Here is a 21,335-nt window from a genome sequence, read left to right on the forward strand (position 1 = left end):
CCGTGGCACGGGCGGTTTTACCGCCCCGCCACTGCTCGCGTACTTATAAGATCGCAAGCAGGTTTACGCTGAAGCGGCTATGCACTTTCTGCCGCCACCACCCTCTGCGGCTGCCCGTGGTGACGCGTGGTCACAAGGCCGATAAAGGAAATCACCAGCGCCAGGACGATGGTCGAAGAAACCTCCATACGGTGCTCGGGCGTCACCATCATCACCGCCAACGCTGCGCTGATGAAGGCGATGACGAACCAGGTCAGCCAGGGAAACAACCACATCTTGAAGGTCAGCGTGACGTTCTGCCGACGCAGAATCCTGCGCATGCGCAATTGCGACACGGCGATAACCAGGTACACCAGCAACGCAATGGCGCCAGAGCTGGCGAGCAGAAACTGGAATAAACCGGCGGGCATGAAGTAGCTGAACAAGGTCACCCCGGCACCCAGCACGGTGCTGGCGATCACCGCTGCCCTCGGCACACCCGCCGACGACGTCACCTTCAATGGTTTCGGTGCATCACCGCGCTTACCCAGCGAAAACAACATGCGCGAGGAAATATAGATCGACGAGTTCATGCAGCTGGCCACGGCAATCAACACCACCACATCCACCAGCAACTTGGCATGGGGAATGTTCATCAGCTCCAGTGCCCGCTGGTAAGAGCCGACAGACGCCAGCAACGGATCATTCCAGGGCACCACGGAAATGACCACGAAAATGGACAGCAAGTAGAACACCCCGATCCGCCAGATCACCGAGCGTGTGGCTTTGGCGATGTTCTGAGCAGGGTTGCTGGATTCGGCGGCCGCAATGGTCACCGCTTCCGTACCGATGAAGCTGAACATGATGGTGATGAATGCGCCGACGACCGCTGACAAACCGTTGGGCGCAAACCCGCCATATTCGTCCATGAGTCGACTCAACCCGCTGGCTTCCCGCTCGGGAATCCACCCCATCAGCACCGCAAAACCAAGGCCGATAAACCCGATGATCGCCACGACCTTGGCCATCGCAAACCAGAATTCGAACTCGCCGTATTTGGACACGCTGAAGAGATTGGTCACGACCAGCAGGATGATCGACAGCAAGGCAAACAACCAGGTATCGATCTGTGGGAACCATTGGTTCAATACATGCCCGGCCGCGAGCGCCTCGATGGGGATCACCAGCACCCAGAACCACCAATACAGCCAGCCGATGGTGAAGCCAGCCCAACGCCCGATGGCCTGGTCTGCATAGGTGGAAAAGGATCCGGTGTCCGGGTTGGCAACCGCCATCTCGCCCAGCATGCGCATGACCAGAACGACTAAAAGGCCGGAGAACAGATACGCCAGCAATACCGCCGGACCGGCGGCAGCGATGGCATGTCCCGACCCGACAAACAAACCTGCTCCGATAATCCCCGCGATGGAAAGCATAGTGACATGGCGCGGCTTGAAACCCTGTGCCAACTGACCGTTCGAATCTTTAGAGTTCAGGCTATTCATTGTTTTTTTTTGTTCTCTGGTGATCGACGTTAGAGCGTGCTGACTGAGGGTCAGGCGATCATCATTTCTTCCTGTTGCCCCTTATCGAAAGCGGCGAACCTCAACGCTTCTGAGCATTTCCCATCAGTCATCGTGACTGCACAGCCATGAAATGACGCGTCACCTTACGCGTCCAGTCTTCAACGCAAGTAGCCCGAGCGCGCCACCTGTGAGTCTGATATCGACATGCGCCAGCGTGACAATCCATTACCGGTTTACTACCTCGACGAAGGTAGCCAACAGCTGATCCCTCTTCTATAGGCACGTTCCATCCAACCGGTGCAGGCGCATCGGTTGGAGAGGATGACTCCGTAGTCTGCCTTCACGGAATTCAGCGCCACCTCGTCAGCTACACTCATTCGATACATCTCCGCACAGAGACTTCGACCATGGTCACCAAAACCGCAATCGTATTCGCTGGCGGCGGCAGTTTGGGTGCGGTGCAGGTGGGAATGTTGCGGGCCCTGGTCGAGGCCGATGTTCGATTCGACATGGTCGTCGGCGCTTCGGTAGGCGCTATTAACGGTGCCTACTTTGCCGCAAGGCCCGATTCCGAGGGCGTCGAGGCGCTCGCCGGATTTTGGCGTGGGCTGAGTAAAACTGACATCTTTCCCCTCTCCTGGATCGACACCTGCAAAGGACTGATCAAGCGGCGTGGCTTTTTATTGCAGCCGGCGGCGTTACACCGATTGCTGGGGCAGGCACTTCCCATCCATCGCATCGAAGAAGCGACGCTGCCTCTGCACATTGTCACCACCGACCTGCTCAGTGGTGCCGAGACGGTTCTGTCCAGTGGCGACCTCGAGCAGGCGTTGCTGGCCAGCGCTGCCATTCCGCTGGTGTTCCCCTGCGTGCAAATCGCCGATCAGTTTCTGGTTGATGGCGGCGTGGCAAGCAATACACCTATTTCGACGGCCGTAGCCTTGGGAGCCACCAACGTCGTGGTCATCCCCACCGGCGTGAGTTGCGCCCTGACACAACCGCCCCGGGGCCTGGTCGCCTTGGCCCTGCACACCGTCAACCTGATGAGCATGCGTCAACTGGTGAGCGACATCGAACACTTCCGCGCTGTCACCAGCTTGCACATCGTCCCGCCGTTGTGTCCTGTGGATGTCTCGGTGTTCAACTTTGACCAGACCGAGTCTTTGCTGCAGCGTGCCTATGTGCAGACCCTTCGGTGGCTGGAACGTGGGGGGCTCGAGCGCACCAAGGTACCGGGCGCCCTGACCCTCCATTCACATGCCCATGAGCATTGAGTGATGTGAATGACCTGTCGCCCTGTCTAACCGCCCTGCTCCCTCGGCATCAAATTTTGAACTGTCCGAGCAAGGTTTGTAGACGATTACCGATCATATACAGCTCATCGACGGTCTTGACCCCGCTCTTGGTCTGGTTGGCAACGGAATCAATGGCCCGCGCGATCTGATGCACCCCGCGGTTGATTTCTTCAGCCACTGAGGTCTGCTCCTCCGCAGCGCTCGCGATTTGTGCGTTCATCGCGTTGATGGTCGCGATCAGTTCGACAGTGTTGCCCAGGAACTCGCCCGCCTGATCGGCCTGAGCGTTAGCGCCTTGAGCCGCTTTGGTGGATTGATGCATCGCACTGACCACGCCATCAGTCGTGCCCTTGAGACGCTCAACCATCGCCTGGATTTCCTGGGTGCTGCGCTGAGTACGACTGGCCAACGCGCGCACTTCATCGGCAACCACCGCAAACCCTCGCCCGGCAGCACCGGCACGAGCGGCTTCGATAGCCGCATTGAGTGCCAGGAGATTGGTCTGCTCGGCAATCGAGCGGATCACATCCAGCACGGTGACGATAGAAGTCACATCGTTTTGAAGGCTCTTCATGGAGAGACCACTCTCATCAAGCTCCACGGTGAGTGCCTGAATTCGAGTCATGCTGCCATTGACGATTTGCCTCGCGTGCCGGGACTGCCTGTCAGTTTCGACGGCTGCGTCGGCAGCGTTTTGTGCGCTGACCGATACTTCTTGCGCTGCCGATGACATCTCATTTATCGCCGCCGCCACCTGGTCGGTTTCCTGGCGCTGCTTATCCATGGCACGGTCAATATGCCTGCTCTGCTCGGCCACATGGCTCACAGATCCATTCAACTGCTCGCTCATGGCGACGATCTGGCTGACGAGGCTGTGAATCTGATCGATAAACGCATTGAACGAACCGGCAAGTTGCCCAAGCTCATCTCGACTGACCACCGGCAGACGCCGCGTCAGATCGCCCTCGCCCGCAGCGATTTCATCAAGGTGGGCCCGGATCAGGGTCAAGGGACGTAAGCTGCGCTTGACCAGCAGTAAAGCCAACACACCGATAATGCCAACCAGCACACAAGCAATGATGGCGATGCTGAACATCAAGCTGTGCACCCGCGCATCAACATCAGCCCGCACCTTGGCGACCTGAACGTCGATACTGTCCAGATTGATCGCCGTGACCACGACCATGTCCCACTTGGGCAAATAAAAACTGTACGCGAGCTTCGCCACCACCTTATCGGTGTTGACCAGCCCTCCTGAATAGGTGACGAAGTGAGTCTCATTTTTTGCCGCAGCGACCATTTCGCGGTTCAGGTATTTCCCGTTGATGTCTTTGCGATCACTCATGTTGGTGCCGACGCCTTCGCTGCTGTCACCGCGAAACAGGCGTACAACCTGGCTGTCATAACCGATGAAATAGCCGTCATCGCCATACTTCATTTTCGACAAGCGGCTGATCGCCAAGGCTCGGCTGGACGGATCCCCGGCAGCAGCCCGATCATAAAGTTCGGCTATGGAAGTGCGAGCAATGCTCGCGTAATCCTTGAGCCGAGTGCGGCTCTCTTCAAGCAGTCGCTCGCGGGTTTGAGCGACTTCTTGTTCGGCCTGGGACTGCAAAGTGCCGCGGGTGCTCAAACCTGAAACCAGGGCAAACAGCATCACCGGAAACAACGTCAGCAACAGTATTTTGGTTTTAAACGACATCGTTGAAATCCTTCACCCAATCCTGTGAGGCCGAGGCTGAAAAGGCGGCCTGCGAATATCGCGAGGCCGCGATCAGGGAATCACCAGAGCGCGATGTCGTAGGTAAAGTAGATCCGGTTGCTGTCTCGGCCACGGGAATAATCAGAGCGATAAACATAGTTGCGCAACCGCACACCCAAGCCCTTGAAGGTGCCTTGTTGCACGACATAAGCCAGTTCGGCGTCACGTTCCCACTCTTTTACCGTGGTGTTGGACTTACCGTCGTTGCCGCTCAGATAGCGAGTAGAGAACGTCAGGCCCGGCACGCCGACGGCGGCAAAGTTATAGCCGTAATTAAGCATCCAGGTTTTTTCATCTTCCTCGATGAACTTGCCTATCCCGGCGTTGCTGAACGAGTACACCGTTGCGCCACTGATAAAGGGCAGTCCGGCATCACCACTGAGGGTCTGGTAGCCGCCGCCGACTGTATGGCCGGAAATGGCGTAGGACAGTTGCCCGCTCAGCATGTTGTTGTCGATCTTGCCACCGTAGGCCGAGCCGGTATCGACACTGTTGAAGTAGCGCAAGTCACTGGTCAGCACGCCGCCGCCCAAGGGTAGATCGTGCTGGATACCTGCAAAATTCTGACGGTAAAAGTTTTCCAGCTCGCCATAGAAGTAACTTAAACGAACGCTCTTCCCCAGCTTGTATTCGGCCCCTGCATAGCTGAAGTCCCCTGATTTATCTCCGCCGTAACCGTCGGGCACAATCGGCATGCTGTCGGTGGAATCGCGCAGTTTGAATCGATCCAGGTAGCCCCCGGTGAGGGTGAGGTTTTCGATGTCGACGCTACTGATCTGTGTGCCTTGGTACGTTTGCGGCAACAGACGCGCGTCGTTATAGATCAGCACCGGAGTCTTGGGTAACAAGGTGCCGTATTTGACTGTGGTCTTGGCCAGTTGGGCCTTGGCAGTCATTCCCAGGCTTGCAAATTCGTCAGCCGCGCGACCGTCATCATGGACGGGCAGCAAACCCGTACCGCTGCGGCCACGGCCGGAGTCGAGCTTGACCCCGACCAGGCCAAGGGCATCAACACCAAACCCGAGGGTGCCGGGGGTAAATCCCGACTGGTAATCCAACAGAAATCCCTGGGCCCATTCGGTTCGTTCGCTCTTCGCCGTCCTTGCCGACTTGGCACTCAAGCCATGCTCGTCGCGGAAGTTTTCATTGAAATAGACGTTGCGTAATTGCAGCTTGAGCTTGCTGTCATCGATAAATCCTTCTGCGCTGGCACTGGCTAGCGGCAACAAACCAAGAAGTGAAAACAGCGCCCGTTGGGTATGCAAAGTGGTCATGGAAAACTACTCATTGTTGTTATTTGGGGTGCAGAACAGCGCGCGCCTCGCTGGCGAGGCGCCTTGGGAGAAAACAGGTGGCTTGGGTGAATCAGGTGAAGAGACTGATCGCCCCGGTCAGCAGGGCTAGCGCGGTGATGACCAGTGAAGTGAGCACCGCCCATTTGACGGTGGCTTTCTGGAAGTCGCCGATATCGCGATCGACCATCCCCACCAGCAACAGGGTTGAGGCGACCAGCGGACTCATCAGGTGTACTGGCTGCCCGAGAATCGACGCGCGGGCGATTTCCACCGGATCAATGCCATACGCCGCAGCGGCATTCGCCAGAATGGGCACCACGCCAAAGTAATAAGCATCGTTGGACAGGACGAACGTCAGCGGCATGCTGGTAATCGCCACCACCAGCGGGAACAGATGCCCCCAGGACGGCGGAATCCAGTCAACCAGGGTTTGCGCCAGGGAGTCGACCATCTTGGTGCCGGAGAAAATCCCGGCAAAGATGCCGGCGGCAAACACCAAGAGTACGACGGTCATGGCGTTGCCCGAATGGGCGAGGATGCGTTCCTTCTGAATATCCAGTTGCGGATAGTTGATCATCAGCGCCAGTACGAACCCGATCAGGAACAGGATCGCGGAATGCATGATCCCCATCACCAGTGCGACCATCACCGCGATCACCAACAGCAGATTGACGTAGGCCAGTTTCGGTCGCTTGTGCGGAGTGTCTTCAAGAATCGCCTTGATGTAGCAATCTCCCCCGCCGCTTTCCAACTGGATATTGCCGATCCGTTTGCGCTCGGCACGGCCCAGCAGAAACGCGGTGAACACCACCCACATGGCGCCGCCAATCATGGTCGGCAGCAACGGTACGAAGTATTCACCGGCATCCAGGCCCAGCGCCGCGATCGCTCGGGTCGCCGGCCCTCCCCAAGGCGTCATGCCACTCATGATGCTCAGAGAAAGCATGGCGATGGTCGCCAGAATCATCGGATTCATCCCGATACGTTTGTATAGGGGCAGCATTGCCGCACAGGTGATCATGTAGGTGGTGGTGCCATCACCGTCCAGGGCCACCAGCAGCGACAGCAACGCTGTGCCGACAGCGATTTTCATCGGGTCGCCGTTGACGCGTTTGAGGATCTTGCGAATCAGCGGGTCAAACAGACCGGCGTCGATCATCAAGCCGAAAAACAAGATCGCGAACAGCAGGAGCGCGGCCGAAGGAGCGACCATTTTCAAGCCGTCGAGCATCATCTTGCCGGTAGTGCCACCGAAACCGCCAATGACGGCAAACACAATCGGCACCACCGTCAGCGCGACAATCGGCGATAACCGTTTGGTCATTATCAGGACGGTGAAGACCACCACCATGGCCAATCCAAGCAATGCGAGCATAGGTCAGTTCTCTTGTTCTTATGAGTAGCGTGGCCGACGCACAGGCGCGCGACCCCGTCCCCGCCAGACGGCACGATCAACGGTGCCTGGCGGGAGTTATTCATTGAGGTATTTAAGGGGCTGGATTCAGCCTTGAGCGGTCAAGCGTGTTCGGTGACCTTCAAGCCATCCCAGTCGGGGTTCTGGACTTGGGCTGGGGGTGCGGCAGGCGAAGGTTTACCGTCCAGAGTCCGCATCAGTGTTTCGCGATCACAGGCGTTCTCCGAGATGGACATCACCACGGTAGCCACGGCGTTGCTTGCCAGGCTGGTCAAAGCCCGGGCTTCCGACATGAAACGGTCGATCCCGATCAGCAAGGCAAGGCCGGCCAAGGGAATGTCATGGATCACTGTCAGCGTCGAAGCCAGTGCGACAAAGCCGGCACCGGTGACGCCCGCGGCACCCTTGGAGGACAACAGCATGATTGCCAGCATGGTCACGGTCTGTGTCAGGCTCAGTTCGATGTTGCAGGCCTGAGCAATGAACACCGCTGCCAGCGAGAGGTAGATCGCCGTACCGTCGAGGTTGAACGAGTACCCCGTTGGCAACACCAGCCCCACCACGCCTTTTTTGCAACCCAGGGCTTGCAGCTTTTCCAGCATCCGCGGCATCACCGGCTCGGTGGAGGAAGTCCCGAGCACCACCAGGAATTCTTCGCGGAAGTAGCGCAGCAACTTCCACAGACTGAAGCCATTCGCCCGGCAAATGCTCCCCAGCACCACAAAGACGAAGAAGGCGCAGGCGACGTACAGCGTCATGATCAGCTTGGCCAACGAGCCCAGCGATGTAATACCGTACTGGCCCACGGTGAAGGCCAAGGCGCCAAAGGCACCGATCGGAGCGAAGCGCATCAGGTAGGAGAAGATCTTGAACACCATGTGCGAGGCGGATTCCAGTAAATCCAGCACCGGCTTGCCACGCTCGCCTATGGCCGACAGCGCGAAACCGCAAAGCACCGCGATGAACAACACCGGCAGTACTTCACCTTTATTGAAGGCACCGATGAACGTGTCGGGGATGATGTGCATGAAAAAATCGACCACTCCCAGCTTCGCGGCCGAATCGGTGTACTGCGACAAGCCCTTGGTGCTCAACTGGGTGGGGTCGATGTTCATGCCCACACCGGGTTTGAACAGGTAGACCGACACCAGGCCAATAATCAGGCTGATCACGGTCAACGCCAGGAACAGCAGCATGGTCTTGCTCAACAGGCGTCCGAGGGAGCGTTTATCGCTCATACCCGCGATACCCGTGACGATGGTGCAGAACACCACCGGAGCGATCATCATCTTGATCAGTTTGATGAAGGCATCACCCAGCGGCTTCAAGGCGATGGCCTGCTGCGACCAAAAATGTCCGACCAGTACGCCCAACAGCACGGCGCAGAGAATCTGAAAGTAGAGCGATTTTACAACTTTCATGGCATCACCCATTTTTAGAATTGTGCTGATGCAAAAACGGCAATGACTAGGGGACGTTATCCGGCGAGTCGTTGGGAAGCCGCGGCGTAGACAAAACCGGAGAACAGCCTGCGCGATGTACGCACTACCGAAGCACGAATGGTCTCACCCTGAGCGCCGGTGTAGGACAATACGACATCTATTCCACCACTAGGGTGTTCAATGCGTACTTGCTGCAAGCGCGGCTCGCTAACCCCGCCGAGCAATTGCGCGACCACACTGCCTTCAGTGACACAAGCAGTGGCCAGGCCGATGGAGCCGGTGATCGCCAAGGCCCGATGGCAATTGTGTGGCATGAAGTAGCGCACCTGGATTGTGCCGCCAGCCTTGGCCGGTGAAACCAGTACAGGCTTGGGGATCACTTTGTCGCTGACATCACCCAGGCCCATTGCCAGGCCAGCTTGCAGTCGCAAGGACTCCAGGCGGCGCAGAAACTCTTTGTCGGCATCCAGCTCAGCAGGACTTTCATCACCGCGCTTACCCAGCTGGCCGGCTTCGACGATCATCATCGGCATCGCCATGTCGATGCAGGTCACTGCAATACCGTCGATCAGATCCTGCGTTTGCCCAGTCGGGAAAAGCTTGCCCGTCTTGCTGCCCGCCGCATCCAGGAAGGTCAGTTGTACAGGAGCGGCGGTACCCGGCACACCATCGATGGCGGTGTCGCCTTCATAGCTGACCTTGCCACCCGGGGTCTGTACCTCGGCGTTCACAAAAGTCCCCGTGTTGAGGTTGCGAATACGCACACGGGTCAGGTCTTTGGTGCCTTTTACCAGCCCCTGTTCGATGGCGAACGGGCCAACGGCGCAAAGCATGTTGCCGCAATTGGGCGCAGTGTCGACTCGACGCTGGGAGACCATGACTTGAACGAACAGATAGTCGACATCCGCGTCAGGATGCAGCGACGGGCTGACGATCGCCACCTTGCTGGTTTGTGGACTACCGCCACCGATGCCGTCAATTTCCAGCTCATGGCCAGAACCCATAAGGTTGAGCAGCAGCTCATCACGGTCTTCGATCGCAACAGGTAGATCCCAGGCGAGAAATACCGGGCCCTTGGAAGTACCACCGCGCATTAGCACACAGGGAATTCGTTGCATGAATACTGACTCTTGTTGATCAATGGGGGTTATTGATGTCTTGTGAGCAAGAGTCGCAGGCTTTAAAAATTGTTTCCAATGCAAATATCAGCCTGATTATTGCGTTTGGCGCATGACGAATCTAGGATGAACTGGCTGAACAACGCTCGTCTGCCGAGATAAAAAAAGTGAATTATGAGCTCAATGACATCCGATCTTTCGTGAAGATCGCGGAACTTGGAAGCTTCCACGAAGCTGCCGATGCCTTGCATCTTTCTCAACCCGCGTTGAGTCGGAGAATGAAAAAGCTTGAAGAGGGATTGGGAACAGCGCTTCTTGATCGCACGACAAGAAGGGTAAGCCTCACCAGCGTTGGGCGAGACTTCCTGCCCAAGGCACGACGCTTACTGGATGACTTCGACGACTCGATACTAAACATCCGCGAGCTGGCGGAGCGGCAGAGCGGTCGTGTCACCCTCGCCTGCATCCCCACCGCAGCCTTCTACTTCCTCCCTTCGGTCATCCGCCTCTACAACGAGCGCTATCCACAAATCCGCATTCGTTTGCTTGATCTCAGTGCGAACGAAGGACTGGAGGCTGTTCTGCGTGGCGAAGCCGACTTTGGCATCAACATGATGAGCGGCCAGCACCCGGACATTGAGTTTGTGCCGTTGGTCAACGAGCCTTTTGTTTTGGCGTGTCGACGCGATCATGAGCTGGCCGGGCGCAGTTCGGTCACCTGGTCTGAACTGAGCAATTACCGCCTTATCGGGGTCGGTCGCCTGAGCGGCAACCGCATGTTGCTGGACCACGCCTTGTCGGGCTTGAGCTGGCGTCCACAGTGGTTCTATGAGGTGCAACACCTGTCTACATCGCTGGGCCTGGTAGAAGCTGGTCTAGGCGTTTCGGCAATGCCGAGCCTCGCAATGCCGGCGGTGGATCATCCAACCTTGGTGAGCGTCCCTTTGATAGAGCCTGTCGTGAACCGATCGCTGGGACTGGTTTACCGAAGAGGCGCCTCACTCTCTCCGGCAGCGGAAAAATTCGTCTCGATACTGCTGGAACAGTGGGAGCAATGACCCCTCTCGTCCTGCCTGCTTTAATAAGTGCATAGGGCAACTCGTCCCGCGCGCGCTCACTGAATGCAGGCGTATATTGGTATTGGCGATCCAGGAAGTTGAGGCCGTAGAGGTCGCCAATGGTGTAGAGGATGAGAGTGCTGGCAAAAACCAACGGATAACCCGGAATGCTGGAGGTGCGACATGAGCCAATATCAACGCCTCTTTCTGATTGTCGGTCCAACCATGCGTCACACGCCGGCGATGGAGCGGGCAGTTGCACTAGCCAAAGCCACTGACGCAGTGCTGCATATCGCGGTGTTCATTGAAGACGTCGACATCTTGGGGTTGATGAGCGGGAATGAGCAATTTCGCGAGATCTGTCAGCAAGAGAACCAGAAGTGGCTGCAAGATGAAGCCCAACTGATACGTGGCAATGGCATTGCGGTGACCACCGAAGTTGTATTGGCTCGGGACGTACTTCAAGAAATCCTTCAGCATGTGAAAGACTTGCAACCGGACCTGGTTATCAAGGACGTACACCACGAATCAGCACTCAAACGCGTATTCGTCACGCCGCTGGATTGGCATCTGCTGCGCGATTGCCCGGTTGCTGTTCATCTGGTCAGCGAAGTCAGGTGTCCACTTCCGCGGGTGATTGTGGCGGCAGTGGATTTGTCGCATCCAGAACACCAGATTAACGACCTCAATGACCGGATCATCGTGGCTGCGCAGCGGATGGCCATGCAGTGCGATGCAGAGCTGCACCTGCTGCACGCCTTCGATCCATCGCTGACACATATCTCTGACGCCGGTGCCGGCGCCGTGACGATGCCGGGCTTCAGCACCGATGTACGCCGGTCACTGAACAAGTCCTTCATTACGCTGGCTGAAAACTACCGCGTGCCCTCTGAACGACAACATTTCATTGAAGGGCCGCCCACCAAAGTGATGTCCGACTTCGCGGCCCACACCCGAGCCGATGTGATCATCATGGGCGATACGCACCGTAAAGGGCTGCACAAGCTGATTGGCAGTACTACAGAGCACGTGTTGTATAAGGTGCCCTGCAATGTTTTGGCAATTAAGGCGCAGGTAGATCAGTAACGGATCGGCTTTCAGTGCACGACGGCAGCGTTGGCGGCCGAACAGGCCGCGACGCTCGGCTCGCTGAATGGGTTTTTGTGAATTTCAGTCTATTCTTTCGCCTTCAAGAGCAGTTTTTCGATTAACGGCCTGGCGCCTACAAACATCTTTAAGCTATTGATAAATAATACGTTTTTATAATTTCAAGGCCCGAATATCGCGCCATAAACATTTGCTTACAAAGCAGCAGCTCGCTAAAGCCCGAGTCTGCTACTACAAGTGATAGGTTGAGCTGCCTGAATCGGCCATAAGATGCACAGCCTCGATTATGCGCATCCACCTACCCTCCCTCCCTGCCTTCTTGGCTTATGTTGCACTTTCCTGCCTGTTTGCGGCCGCATGGTTCACCCACCCTGCCCCTGTGCATTCTTCCTTTGCCCTGATGAACCCGGTGAGGGCTGTGGCTGAGCAAGTAGCCAAACCCATTTATACCAGCCGTTTTGCCTCGTCCGGGCTGGTGGACTTCGTGCATTCCTCGGCGGTAACCGCCTTGCCTGACGGTAGCCTGATGACCGTCTGGTTCGCGGGTACGCGTGAAGGCGCAGCCGACGTGCAGGTGCGCTCTGCCCGCTTCGACGCGAAAACCGGCGAATGGGGTGCGGAACAGGTATTGGCGACTCGACAGTCGACCCAACTGGGCACTGGAAAATACATTCGAAAACTGGGTAACCCGGTCGTTGCGCTCGCACCGGACAACCGGCTCTGGTTGTTCTACGTGTCCGTGTCCATGGGGGGCTGGGCCGGTAGTGCGGTTAATGTAATGGTCTCTGAAGACTATGGACGCCAATGGTCAGCGCCGCGCCAATTGATCACCTCGCCCTTCTTGAATATCAGCACCCTGGTACGGTCGGCCCCGGTGTTTCATGCCGACGGTTCCATCGGTTTACCGGTCTACCACGAATTTCTGGGCAAGTTTTCCGAGTACCTGTACTTGAGCGCAGACGGTGAGGTGATCGATAAATTCCGCATCAGCCATGGCAATAACTCATTGCAACCCACAGTCGTTCCGCTGGATGGACAGCGCGGCATCGCCTTGCTGCGTTATGCCGGCAACACCCACCATCGAGTACTGGCGACCCGCACTGAAGACGCCGGGCAAACCTGGAGCGAGCCTTACCCGCTCGATCCCTCGAATCCCAATTCCTCGTTGGCGGCCATAGCGACGCCCGAACATGGGTTGCTGGTGGCACTCAATGACTTGCAAGAGGGGCGCTTCAAACTGAGTCTTTATGGCACCGACGCAAAAATGGACGATTGGCGCTCGCTGCGCGACCTCGACAAATCGCCTGATCCAGAGGGCGATACGTTTTCACCCGAGGCCTACAAGGAAATCATCGGCAGAGAGTTTCGCGGATCCAGTGGCGCACTTCGCCAACCGCTGGAAGCGCAGTTCCTGAACAACCTGGACAGCCGGGTCTGCAAGGAACAAGCCTGCAGTTTCGAATATGAATACCCGTACTTCATCCGCAGTCCCGACGGGATGTATCACCTGGTTTATTCCTGGAACAACACCTTCATCAAGCACGTCACCTTCAACGATGCATGGCTGTCGGAGCGTGCCAAATGATCAACCTTTGGCAAGCACATCTCAGTTTCACAATGATCATCTTTTTGTTGCTGCCTTCTTTCGGCTTAAAGCGGGCCGCGCAGATCGTGCTGCTGGTTGCATTGCTGGCCGCCAGCTTTATACCGCTGGACGACTTGTCCTTGGCGGCTTACCTGCGCAGTCACATTGATGACCTTGCGATGACGACCTTGGTGTTCATGGTGTGGGGTTGTTTGCGTCGACTGGGTTTCCTGCCGGCTGCTCAGCAGGATAAAACCCGCGTGTTGATTATCTTCGCTGCGCTGGCACTGGCGTTGTATCCGGCAACGCTGGGGTTGAGTCATCTGGACCCTTACCGGTTTGGCTTCAGCCCGCGCCCGATGCTGATTTTCTTCGCTCTGCTCACCGCAGGTCTGTTTTACCTGCGCAGCTACCTGGCCGTCGTGATGCTGGCCAGTGCGACCCTGGCCTTCATCGCAGGGGTAAAACCTTCGCACAACTATTGGGATTATCTGGTTGATCCGCTGCTGGGGCTGTATTGCTGCGCGGCACTGCTGATGCTTGCGGTGCGCTGGACGTACGGTTGGCTGAACACGCGGTTTGGCTCAGTGAAAGACTCCAGATCCATTTGAGATCCAACGACATTTTTAACAGGGGTACAGGGATGGGTTGGCTGCAATCGAGACGTTTGCATTATTGGCTAGGCGCGACAGCGATTGTGTTTGTGCTGTTTGCATTGCTGCGGGTGGTGTTCTTTTTCGGCTTCTCCGGTTTCGACGCCCGAGCATTGAGCGACGATCATGCCGTCCTGGAAACCCTGGGCATCGGCTTTCGTTTCGATCTGCGCCTGGCCATCCTGGTGATGTTGCCACTGGCGTTGCTGGCCTGGATTCCTCGTTGGAATCTTGTCAGCAGCCGCCTGCTTCGCCGATTGGCGCGCGTGTATCTGTCAGTCGCCCTGGGCGCCCTGCTGCTGATCTATATCGTCGATTTTGGCCATTACGCCTATCTGGGCGTACGGATCAATGCCACCGTGCTGCGCTTCATAGACGACGCGCAAATATCCCGTGACATGGTTTGGCAAACCTACCCGGTTATCTGGATATCGCTGGGGTGCCTGGCAACGGTCGCCCTGGTGACGCTGGCCCTGGTGCGCCTGGAGCGCGTGACGCTGGATCGCCCCCGTAAAGCCATTCACCCGCTCTCCGTTACATGGGGTAGCGCGTTGATGGTCGTGTTGGTGCTGTTGGGTATTTTGGGCCGTGTCGAGAACATGAACCTGGAAAACCCTGTCCCGTTGCGCTGGAGCGATGCGTTCTTCTCCGGCAATAACCAGGTCGCTGCGCTGGGCTTGAACCCGGTGATTTTCCTCTACGACACGGTCAAGGTCGGCCAGTCGCGTTATGACGAAGCGCAAGTGCGTGAACACTACGCCGTGATTGCCAAGTACCTGGGCGTGGACCAGCCCGATCCGCAAACCCTGAATTTCGTCCGTCATCAGGCGCCACAACCCTACAAGGTATCGAGCACACGGGCGCCGAACGTGATGTTTGTCATGCTCGAGTCGCTGGGTACCAGTGCCGTCGGCGCCTATGGCAACCCGATCAATCCGACACCCAACATCGATCGCCTGGCCACACAGAGCTGGTTCTTCGAGCACTTCTATGTTCCGGTCACCGGGACCGCAAAAACCGTTTGGGCCAGCATTAGCGGGGTTCCAGACGTCACTCGACAGGAAACCGCGACGCGTAATCCGCTGATCACCAAACAGCACACATTGATCAATGCCTTCACCGGTTACGAGAAGATCTACACCATTGGCGGCAACTCCGGTTGGGCCAACATGAATGCCTTGATCCGGCAAAGTATCGACGGGGTTCGTCTGTTCGAAGAGCGGGACTGGAAATCCCCGGTGGTGGATGTCTGGGGGATTTCAGATCTGGATCTGTTCAAGGAAACCGACAAGATCCTGCAAGCGCTGCCCAAGGACAAACCGTTCTTTGCCTATGTGCAGACGGCCGGTAACCATCGTCCCTTCACGATTCCCAAGAGCAATGACGGATTCGAGGTCAAGCACCCTACCCTGGCCGAAGTTCAGGCTGCGGGATCGCGCAGTGTCGAGCAGTACAACGCCGTGCGCCTGCTGGACTTCAACATCGGACGCTTGATGGAGATTGCCAAAGCGGGTGGTTACTACGACAACACCATTTTCGTGCTGTTTGGCGACCACAACACCCGTATCGCCCAGATCCCCTTCCTGGCACCGGCTTATGAGCAACTGGGTCTGGAAAGTAACGCGGTGCCCATGATCATCCATGCACCGGGTCTGCTCGGCACGCGGACCGTCAAGGAAGCTGTCGGTCTGGTGGACTTGCTGCCAACCGTGGCGGGCATGGCCGGCCTTGAGTTTCGCAACAGCGGCCTGGGGCGTGACATCCAGCAGCCTGCGCCCGAGGGTGAACGCGTAGTGCCGTTGGTGTTGCGTGAAGGTACGTTCCCGTTGATTGCGGGCGTCACTCAACACTACATGGTGCAGATGGAGCACGACGGCAGCTCGCCGACGCTGCACGATCTGGCCTCCGCGACGCCGCTGGACAACGTGGCCGGGCAAAACCCTGAAGAGTTCAAGCGCCTGGTGCAACTGACCCGCGGCATGCATGAAACGTCCAGGTTGATGTTGTACCAGAACGTGCGCAAGTAACCGGGATCGGGGTCGGCTACCGCGCCGACCCCGATAGTGTGCCGGCACTATTGTCTAATCGCGATCCTCATCCTGCCCTTCCCTCCATTCCTCGGGATGGACCTTGAGATAGCTGCTGACGGCGACGCCTAAAGTCGGAAAAAACGCAGCTTCGCCAAACCGCTCGAATAGTCCGAAGCGCTTCAACTTGTCTTTGACAGGGTCCTTCATCTCGGCCACGCACAACGTGATGCCAGCCTCGTTCAAGGTTTGGTCCAGTTCAGCCAGCATGTCGGCGGAAGTCACATCCACGCTGGTGACCGGTTCGGCTGCTACCACCAGCCAACGAACCGGCGTGGGTGATGTCGCCACGGCGTCCAGCACTCGGTCATGGAACAGTTCTGCGTTGGCAAAAAACAACGGCGCATCCCAGCGAAACAGCACCAGGCCGGGAATAAGGCGCGCATCCGGATAACGCGTGATGTCGTGATAGCCCTGGACGCCTTTGGCGCGACCCAACACCGCAGAATACGGCCGCCAGCCATCCCATAGAAACTCGATCACCGCGACAACGATGGCCAGGCCAATGCCCTCGATGGCGCCGAATACGGCCACACCGAGCGTACAAACGATCGATAACCAGAATTCCCAGCGCTGGATACGATAGATCCGTCGCAGATCGGCGACCTCGATCAGGCCGATAGCCGAAGCGATGACCACCGCCGCCAGTGCGCTGGTGGGCAGGTTTTTCAGCAAATCCGGGGCATACACCAGCAATAAGGCAACAGACAGTGCTCCAACCACGCCGGCAAGTTGGGTTTGGGCCCCCGCTGCCTCGGCCACAGGCGTGCGTGACGAACTGCTGCTGATTGGAAACCCCTGGAACAAACCGCCGGCAAGGTTGGCGACGCCGAGCCCTACCATCTCCTGGTTTGGGTCGACATAGGTCTTGGTCCGCGCCGCATAAACGCGCGAGAGCACACTGGTGTCGGCGAACGAGACAAGCGCAACGGCGCAACCTCCGATCACTACAGGAACGATATCGGCACGGCTGATCCAAGGGATGGCAAACGCCGGCAAGCCTTGGGGCAGCAAACCGAGGACCGCGACATTGTGGGTTGTAAGGTCAAGCACGCCAACGGCGATGGTGGCGCCTGCCACGGCGATCAGAATCCCCGGCACGCGTTTTTTGTCCTTGAGCAACAAGATGACCGCCACGGTGGCTGCACCGATCATGAAGGTGGTCCAGTTGGTTTTCCCATCCATCACCGAGGTGGTAATGGCCCACAGGTTGCGCAGCGGTCCGTCGGATTCAATCGAAAAGCCGAAAAACTTGGGTAGCTGACTGATCAATACCGTCAGTGCGATGCCGTTCATGTAGCCATAGCGGATCGGTTTGGATAGCAGTTCGGTGACAAAGCCCAGCCGTGCGACACCCGCCAGAATGCACACCACCCCCGAGACAATCGCCATCATGCCGGCAAGGGCGATCGCCCGATGCGGATCACCGCCGGACAGCGGCAAGACTACGGCGAGAATGATGGCTGCCAATGAGGAATCCGGCCCCAGCACCAGGATTCGGCTGGGGCCGAACAACGCATAAGCGAGCAATGGAACGATGGTCGCGTACAGGCCATAAATGCCGGGCACCCCCGACGCCACCGCGTAGGCGATGCCGACGGGCACCAGCATGGTGGTGAGCACGAGTCCGGCCACAATATCGCGCCGCAACCATGCCATCTTGTAGCGGCTCAACGTCCGCAGCCCCGGCAGCCAACGGCTCAAGTGGGTTTGATCGCCAGTATGCCTGTGCGTAATCCGGCCCGGTTCGGGAGCGGGTGGCGGAGCATCCGAATCGCTCATGGGACTTTAGCCCTCAGGGATAACAAACAGCGTGCGGTAGATTCATTCTGGGTCAAGTCTGCGATCTTGCTCAGTAGTGAGTGAAAAATTCAACGATGGACCAGGCAACCTGCACACTCATCGTCGACCGCACCGACTCCAATAGCGTGTCTCCCCGTGTCGCAAATTCATAAATTCTCGCCGATCACACGATGTTTTTTCTCCTGGGTCTCAGCCAATGATGCCAATGTGCCTTTATTGCACCTTACGCTGACCTCTTGATCGCCATCTATTAGCTGACTCAGGAATTACGGACTATGGGAAGCTGGAAAATCAGGACTCATCTGCTAGTGCTTACCAGCACTTTGCTCCTGGGTTTGTTGTGTGTCGGCGGGCTTGGACTCTTGGGAATGCAATCTGCGGTACGCAGCCTGGAGACCGTGTACCTCGATCGGGTCGTACCGCTGCGGGACTTGAAAAAAATCGCCGACCTGTACGCCGTGGACATCGTCGATGCCACCCACAAGGCACGCAATGGCAACTTCACCAACGCCGAATCATTGACCCGGATAGAGCAAGCGCAGAGGGAAATCGATCAGACGTGGCGCGCGTACAAATCAACGGAACTGATCCCCGCAGAAACCCGTTTGATCGCGCAAATCGACCCGCTGATGGAAGCGACCCACGGTCCATTGCAAAACTTGCAAGGCCTGCTGCGCCAGAACGACGCCGCCGGTCTCGCGCGTTTCGCGACAGATCAGCTGTATCCACTGATCGATCCCTTGTCAGCCAAGTTTTCCGAGTTGATCGAAGTTCAACTGGTGGAGGCCAAGAACCAGTTCGAACAGAACCAGAGCGCCTATACCTCCAGTCTCCAGCTCAGCCTGTTGATTCTGGCATTGGCCCTGATCGCGGGCGTGGCCTACACGGTCTTGTTCTCCCGCCTGTTGAGCCGTCAACTCGGTGCCGAACCGGCAGAACTGGCGGCCATCAGTTCGAACATCGCCCAGGGGAAACTCGCCGCTACACAGTTTGATCAGCAACAGTCGACGGGGGTGCTGCACTCCGTCCAGGCGATGCGCCACAGCCTGAGTGAAATGATCGGAAAGATCAGCCAGGCCTCCGGGCAGATCGAGGGTGCCACGCTGCAATTGTCTGCGTCCTCCGAACAAGGATTGAGCAGCGCCGCACTGCAAAGCGAGACAGCCTCCTCCATGGCGGCCACGGTAGAAGAGCTTTCCGTCAGCATCACTCACATCGCCGACAATGCTCGACAGGCCCAGAGCACCGCACAGAAAGCAGGCGAAATCACCAGCGAAGGCATGGAGGTCATGCAGGCCTCCATCCAGGAAATGGGCCAGATTGCCGATCTGGTGACACAAAGCTCATCGGACATCGATCAACTGGCGATTCAGTCCAACGACATCAGCCTGATTGTCGGTGTGATTCGCGGCATCGCCGAACAGACCAATCTCCTGGCCCTCAATGCCGCCATTGAAGCGGCACGCGCGGGCGAGCAAGGTCGCGGCTTCGCCGTGGTCGCCGATGAAGTGCGCAGCCTGGCCGCCCGCACAGCCCAATCCACCACGGAAATCGTTGCCTTGGTCAATGCCATACAAAGCGGCATGATCAAAGCCAAAGACAGCATGGCCGCCGGCTGCGAGCGCGTGACTCATGGTCAGAAACTGGTCGAAAGCGCGGGCCATTCCATGGGCAGGATCAAGGGTGTGCTGGACGAATCCCTTGCGGCCGTCAGTTTCATTTCGGTGTCGCTCCAGGAACAACGCGCCGCCAGTGAACAGGTCGCCTGCAACGTCGAGAAAGTAGCGCAAAGTGTGGAAGAGAACGCCACCGCCCAAAGCGGGATCGTGCGCACAACCCAGGAACTCAAGGCAATGTCCGACGGGCTGGGCGCCATGCTGCAGCGGTTCAGCTTCTAAAAGGCCTGGCCCCCGTCAAACCAGTCAACGGCAGTTTGAAGGTTATGACGGGGGGCACCCGGTTGCCGAAGATGGTCTAGGATTTAAATGGCGAGCTTTCGTCACTCACACCCTGCCGCTGTTTGTCTGGCCCACTCAAAGGGAGACGCCAACGTGAGTACCTTGAAACTTCATCCTGCCCTGGACAATGGTATCCAACCCGCCGACGCGAATTTCACCGGTGGCACCCTGCAATGCCTGTGTGCGACCGACAAAGTCGAGGTCCGGATCGACGCGCAAACCCTGCATAACCACGCGTGCGGTTGCAGCAAATGCTGGAAACCGCAAAACGCGATATTCGCCGTCATTGCCGTGGTCCCTCGGGACAAGGTCAGCGTCACTGCCCACGGCGAAAAACTGGCCATTGTCGACGAAAAAGCCACCATCCAGCGACATGCCTGCAAGCAGTGCCACGCCCATCTCTTTGGGCGCATCGAGAACAAGGACCATCCGTTTTATGGCCTGGACTTCGTCCACACCGAGCTTTCTCCCCAACGAGGCTGGGCTGCACCAGGCTTCGCGGCGTTCGTGTCCTCCATCATCGAAACCGGCACACCGCCAGCGCAAATGAAAGCCATCCGTGAGCGCCTGCGCTCTATCGGCCTGGAGCCCTATGACTGCCTGTCCCCGGATTTGATGGACGCAATGGCGACTCATGTCGCCAAACAGAAAGGCCTGCTGCCTGCCGCCTGATTGATCGGTCGCCGCGGTTTCTTCGCCGGACCGCGGCCCCCGGGCAGCTTGTTTGGGGATCTGTCGTCAGCGACGTCGAGAAATGGCGAACGCCGGCAGCGCTTCAATCCTCTGGGGGTTTTCTGAACACCAGCAGCTTCCCGGTTGCACGCTGCACCACCTTGTCATTCTGATTCAGCGTTTCCATGAACAGCGTCACCACGCCCCGATCCGGTTTGGAGGCCGACGGCTCGATGGCCTGCACCTTGCTGAACAGGCGTAACACGTCATCCGGATAAGTCGGTGTCGGCCAGCTCAGCTCGATGCCCAGGCCAATGATGCCGTCCGCCAGGGGGACGCTGGCCACGAGCATCTTCATGGTCAGGGCCGCAGTGTTCCAGCCGCTGGCCGCCAGACCGCCGAACAGACTCAACTCGGCCTCTTCGGCACTCAAATGGAAAGGTTGCGGGTCGTATTCGCGAGCAAACGCCAACATCGCTTCCTGGTGGACGCGAACAGGGTCGCTTTCAAACTCCTGACCCAGACTCAGGTCATCGAGGTAGAGTTTTTCCCAGGCATGCAGGGTCATGATTCATTCCTCC

Annotated in this window: 16 protein-coding genes and 1 pseudogene; 8 read left to right on the forward strand and 9 right to left on the reverse strand. The window is 57.6% G+C overall.

Annotated elements, in window-relative coordinates; all coding sequences use genetic code 11:
• Positions 1-77: 77 nt before the first annotated feature.
• Entirely contained in the window at positions 78-1,484 is a 1,407-nt protein-coding gene (gene gabP, locus KGA97_RS00325) for a GABA permease (protein WP_207284318.1), read from the reverse strand.
• Positions 1,485-1,912: 428 nt separating this feature from the next.
• Here gabP and KGA97_RS00330 point away from each other — a divergent pair, with 428 nt between their 5' ends.
• Entirely contained in the window at positions 1,913-2,779 is an 867-nt protein-coding gene (locus KGA97_RS00330) for a patatin-like phospholipase family protein (protein WP_192416370.1), read from the forward strand.
• 49 nt (positions 2,780-2,828) lie between these two features.
• Here KGA97_RS00330 and KGA97_RS29510 read toward each other — a convergent pair whose 3' ends face one another.
• The 6 genes and pseudogenes from KGA97_RS29510 to KGA97_RS00355 form a co-directional block, all read right to left on the reverse strand.
• Positions 2,829-3,650, reverse strand: a complete 822-nt coding sequence (locus KGA97_RS29510) for a methyl-accepting chemotaxis protein (RefSeq protein WP_411740668.1) — start codon at positions 3,648-3,650, stop codon at positions 2,829-2,831.
• A 36-nt stretch (positions 3,651-3,686) separates the two neighbouring features.
• A pseudogene (locus tag KGA97_RS29515) lies at positions 3,687-4,502 on the reverse strand (cache domain-containing protein); the annotation flags it as partial.
• An 80-nt stretch (positions 4,503-4,582) separates the two neighbouring features.
• Positions 4,583-5,836 (reverse strand): OprD family porin, encoded by a 1,254-nt coding sequence (locus KGA97_RS00340; RefSeq protein WP_223480006.1) that lies wholly within the window; start codon positions 5,834-5,836, stop codon positions 4,583-4,585.
• A gap of 91 nt (positions 5,837-5,927) precedes the next feature.
• Positions 5,928-7,232 (reverse strand): CitMHS family transporter, encoded by a 1,305-nt coding sequence (locus KGA97_RS00345; RefSeq protein ID WP_008041516.1) that lies wholly within the window; start codon positions 7,230-7,232, stop codon positions 5,928-5,930.
• Between the two features lie 140 nt (positions 7,233-7,372).
• A complete protein-coding gene (locus KGA97_RS00350; RefSeq protein WP_223480007.1) occupies positions 7,373-8,704 on the reverse strand; it encodes a dicarboxylate/amino acid:cation symporter in 1,332 nt (443 codons plus the stop codon).
• A 44-nt stretch (positions 8,705-8,748) separates the two neighbouring features.
• Positions 8,749-9,831, reverse strand: coding sequence for a 4-oxalomesaconate tautomerase (locus KGA97_RS00355; protein ID WP_223480008.1), 1,083 nt, complete (start codon positions 9,829-9,831; stop codon positions 8,749-8,751).
• A gap of 167 nt (positions 9,832-9,998) precedes the next feature.
• Between KGA97_RS00355 and KGA97_RS00360 the strand changes: the two genes are divergently transcribed.
• The 5 genes from KGA97_RS00360 to KGA97_RS00380 all read left to right on the forward strand — a co-directional run bounded on the left by KGA97_RS00360 (position 9,999) and on the right by KGA97_RS00380 (position 16,261).
• Complete coding sequence (locus KGA97_RS00360) at positions 9,999-10,889, forward strand: LysR family transcriptional regulator (protein WP_032832639.1); 891 nt, start codon at positions 9,999-10,001, stop codon at positions 10,887-10,889.
• A 183-nt stretch (positions 10,890-11,072) separates the two neighbouring features.
• On the forward strand, positions 11,073-11,975 hold the full coding sequence (locus KGA97_RS00365; protein WP_192227180.1) for a universal stress protein: 903 nt from the start codon (positions 11,073-11,075) through the stop codon (positions 11,973-11,975).
• 307 nt (positions 11,976-12,282) lie between these two features.
• Positions 12,283-13,581 (forward strand): sialidase family protein, encoded by a 1,299-nt coding sequence (locus KGA97_RS00370; protein ID WP_223434306.1) that lies wholly within the window; start codon positions 12,283-12,285, stop codon positions 13,579-13,581.
• Complete coding sequence (locus KGA97_RS00375; protein ID WP_223480009.1) at positions 13,578-14,192, forward strand: hypothetical protein; 615 nt, start codon at positions 13,578-13,580, stop codon at positions 14,190-14,192. The genes KGA97_RS00370 and KGA97_RS00375 overlap by 4 nt, the downstream gene beginning before the upstream one ends.
• Positions 14,193-14,224: 32 nt before the next feature.
• Positions 14,225-16,261: an LTA synthase family protein gene (locus KGA97_RS00380; protein WP_223480010.1), complete on the forward strand. Its 2,037-nt coding sequence runs from the start codon at positions 14,225-14,227 to the stop codon at positions 16,259-16,261.
• Positions 16,262-16,315: 54 nt separating this feature from the next.
• Here the strand turns inward: KGA97_RS00380 and KGA97_RS00385 are convergent, their stop codons facing one another.
• The gene (locus KGA97_RS00385) at positions 16,316-18,103 is read right to left on the reverse strand and encodes a SulP family inorganic anion transporter (RefSeq protein WP_223480011.1); all 1,788 of its coding nucleotides are present in this window, start codon (positions 18,101-18,103) and stop codon (positions 16,316-16,318) included.
• Positions 18,104-18,399: 296 nt separating this feature from the next.
• On the opposite strand from KGA97_RS00385, the gene KGA97_RS00390 reads away from it, so the two are divergent.
• Positions 18,400-20,022: a methyl-accepting chemotaxis protein gene (locus tag KGA97_RS00390; RefSeq protein WP_223480012.1), complete on the forward strand. Its 1,623-nt coding sequence runs from the start codon at positions 18,400-18,402 to the stop codon at positions 20,020-20,022.
• A 153-nt stretch (positions 20,023-20,175) separates the two neighbouring features.
• Complete coding sequence (gene gfa / locus KGA97_RS00395; protein ID WP_008026381.1) at positions 20,176-20,754, forward strand: S-(hydroxymethyl)glutathione synthase; 579 nt, start codon at positions 20,176-20,178, stop codon at positions 20,752-20,754.
• Between the two features lie 103 nt (positions 20,755-20,857).
• Here gfa and KGA97_RS00400 read toward each other — a convergent pair whose 3' ends face one another.
• The gene (locus KGA97_RS00400) at positions 20,858-21,322 is read right to left on the reverse strand and encodes a MaoC family dehydratase (RefSeq protein WP_008026361.1); all 465 of its coding nucleotides are present in this window, start codon (positions 21,320-21,322) and stop codon (positions 20,858-20,860) included.
• Positions 21,323-21,335 lie beyond the last annotated feature (13 nt).

This window comes from Pseudomonas sp. BF-B-15, from assembly GCF_019946675.1.
GTDB lineage: Bacteria > Pseudomonadota > Gammaproteobacteria > Pseudomonadales > Pseudomonadaceae > Aquipseudomonas > Aquipseudomonas migulae.

Coding starts and splice junctions, on each gene's coding strand:
- gabP (WP_207284318.1), bottom strand. CDS start 1,484: ATGAATAGCCTGAACTCTAAAGATTCGAACGGTCAGTTGGCACAGGGT.
- KGA97_RS00330 (WP_192416370.1), top strand. CDS start 1,913: ATGGTCACCAAAACCGCAATCGTATTCGCTGGCGGCGGCAGTTTGGGT.
- KGA97_RS29510 (WP_411740668.1), bottom strand. CDS start 3,650: ATGAGCGAGCAGTTGAATGGATCTGTGAGCCATGTGGCCGAGCAGAGC.
- KGA97_RS00340 (WP_223480006.1), bottom strand. CDS start 5,836: ATGACCACTTTGCATACCCAACGGGCGCTGTTTTCACTTCTTGGTTTG.
- KGA97_RS00345 (WP_008041516.1), bottom strand. CDS start 7,232: ATGCTCGCATTGCTTGGATTGGCCATGGTGGTGGTCTTCACCGTCCTG.
- KGA97_RS00350 (WP_223480007.1), bottom strand. CDS start 8,704: ATGGGTGATGCCATGAAAGTTGTAAAATCGCTCTACTTTCAGATTCTC.
- KGA97_RS00355 (WP_223480008.1), bottom strand. CDS start 9,831: ATGCAACGAATTCCCTGTGTGCTAATGCGCGGTGGTACTTCCAAGGGC.
- KGA97_RS00365 (WP_192227180.1), top strand. CDS start 11,073: ATGAGCCAATATCAACGCCTCTTTCTGATTGTCGGTCCAACCATGCGT.
- KGA97_RS00370 (WP_223434306.1), top strand. CDS start 12,283: ATGCGCATCCACCTACCCTCCCTCCCTGCCTTCTTGGCTTATGTTGCA.
- KGA97_RS00375 (WP_223480009.1), top strand. CDS start 13,578: ATGATCAACCTTTGGCAAGCACATCTCAGTTTCACAATGATCATCTTT.
- KGA97_RS00380 (WP_223480010.1), top strand. CDS start 14,225: ATGGGTTGGCTGCAATCGAGACGTTTGCATTATTGGCTAGGCGCGACA.
- KGA97_RS00385 (WP_223480011.1), bottom strand. CDS start 18,103: ATGAGCGATTCGGATGCTCCGCCACCCGCTCCCGAACCGGGCCGGATT.
- KGA97_RS00390 (WP_223480012.1), top strand. CDS start 18,400: ATGGGAAGCTGGAAAATCAGGACTCATCTGCTAGTGCTTACCAGCACT.
- KGA97_RS00400 (WP_008026361.1), bottom strand. CDS start 21,322: ATGACCCTGCATGCCTGGGAAAAACTCTACCTCGATGACCTGAGTCTG.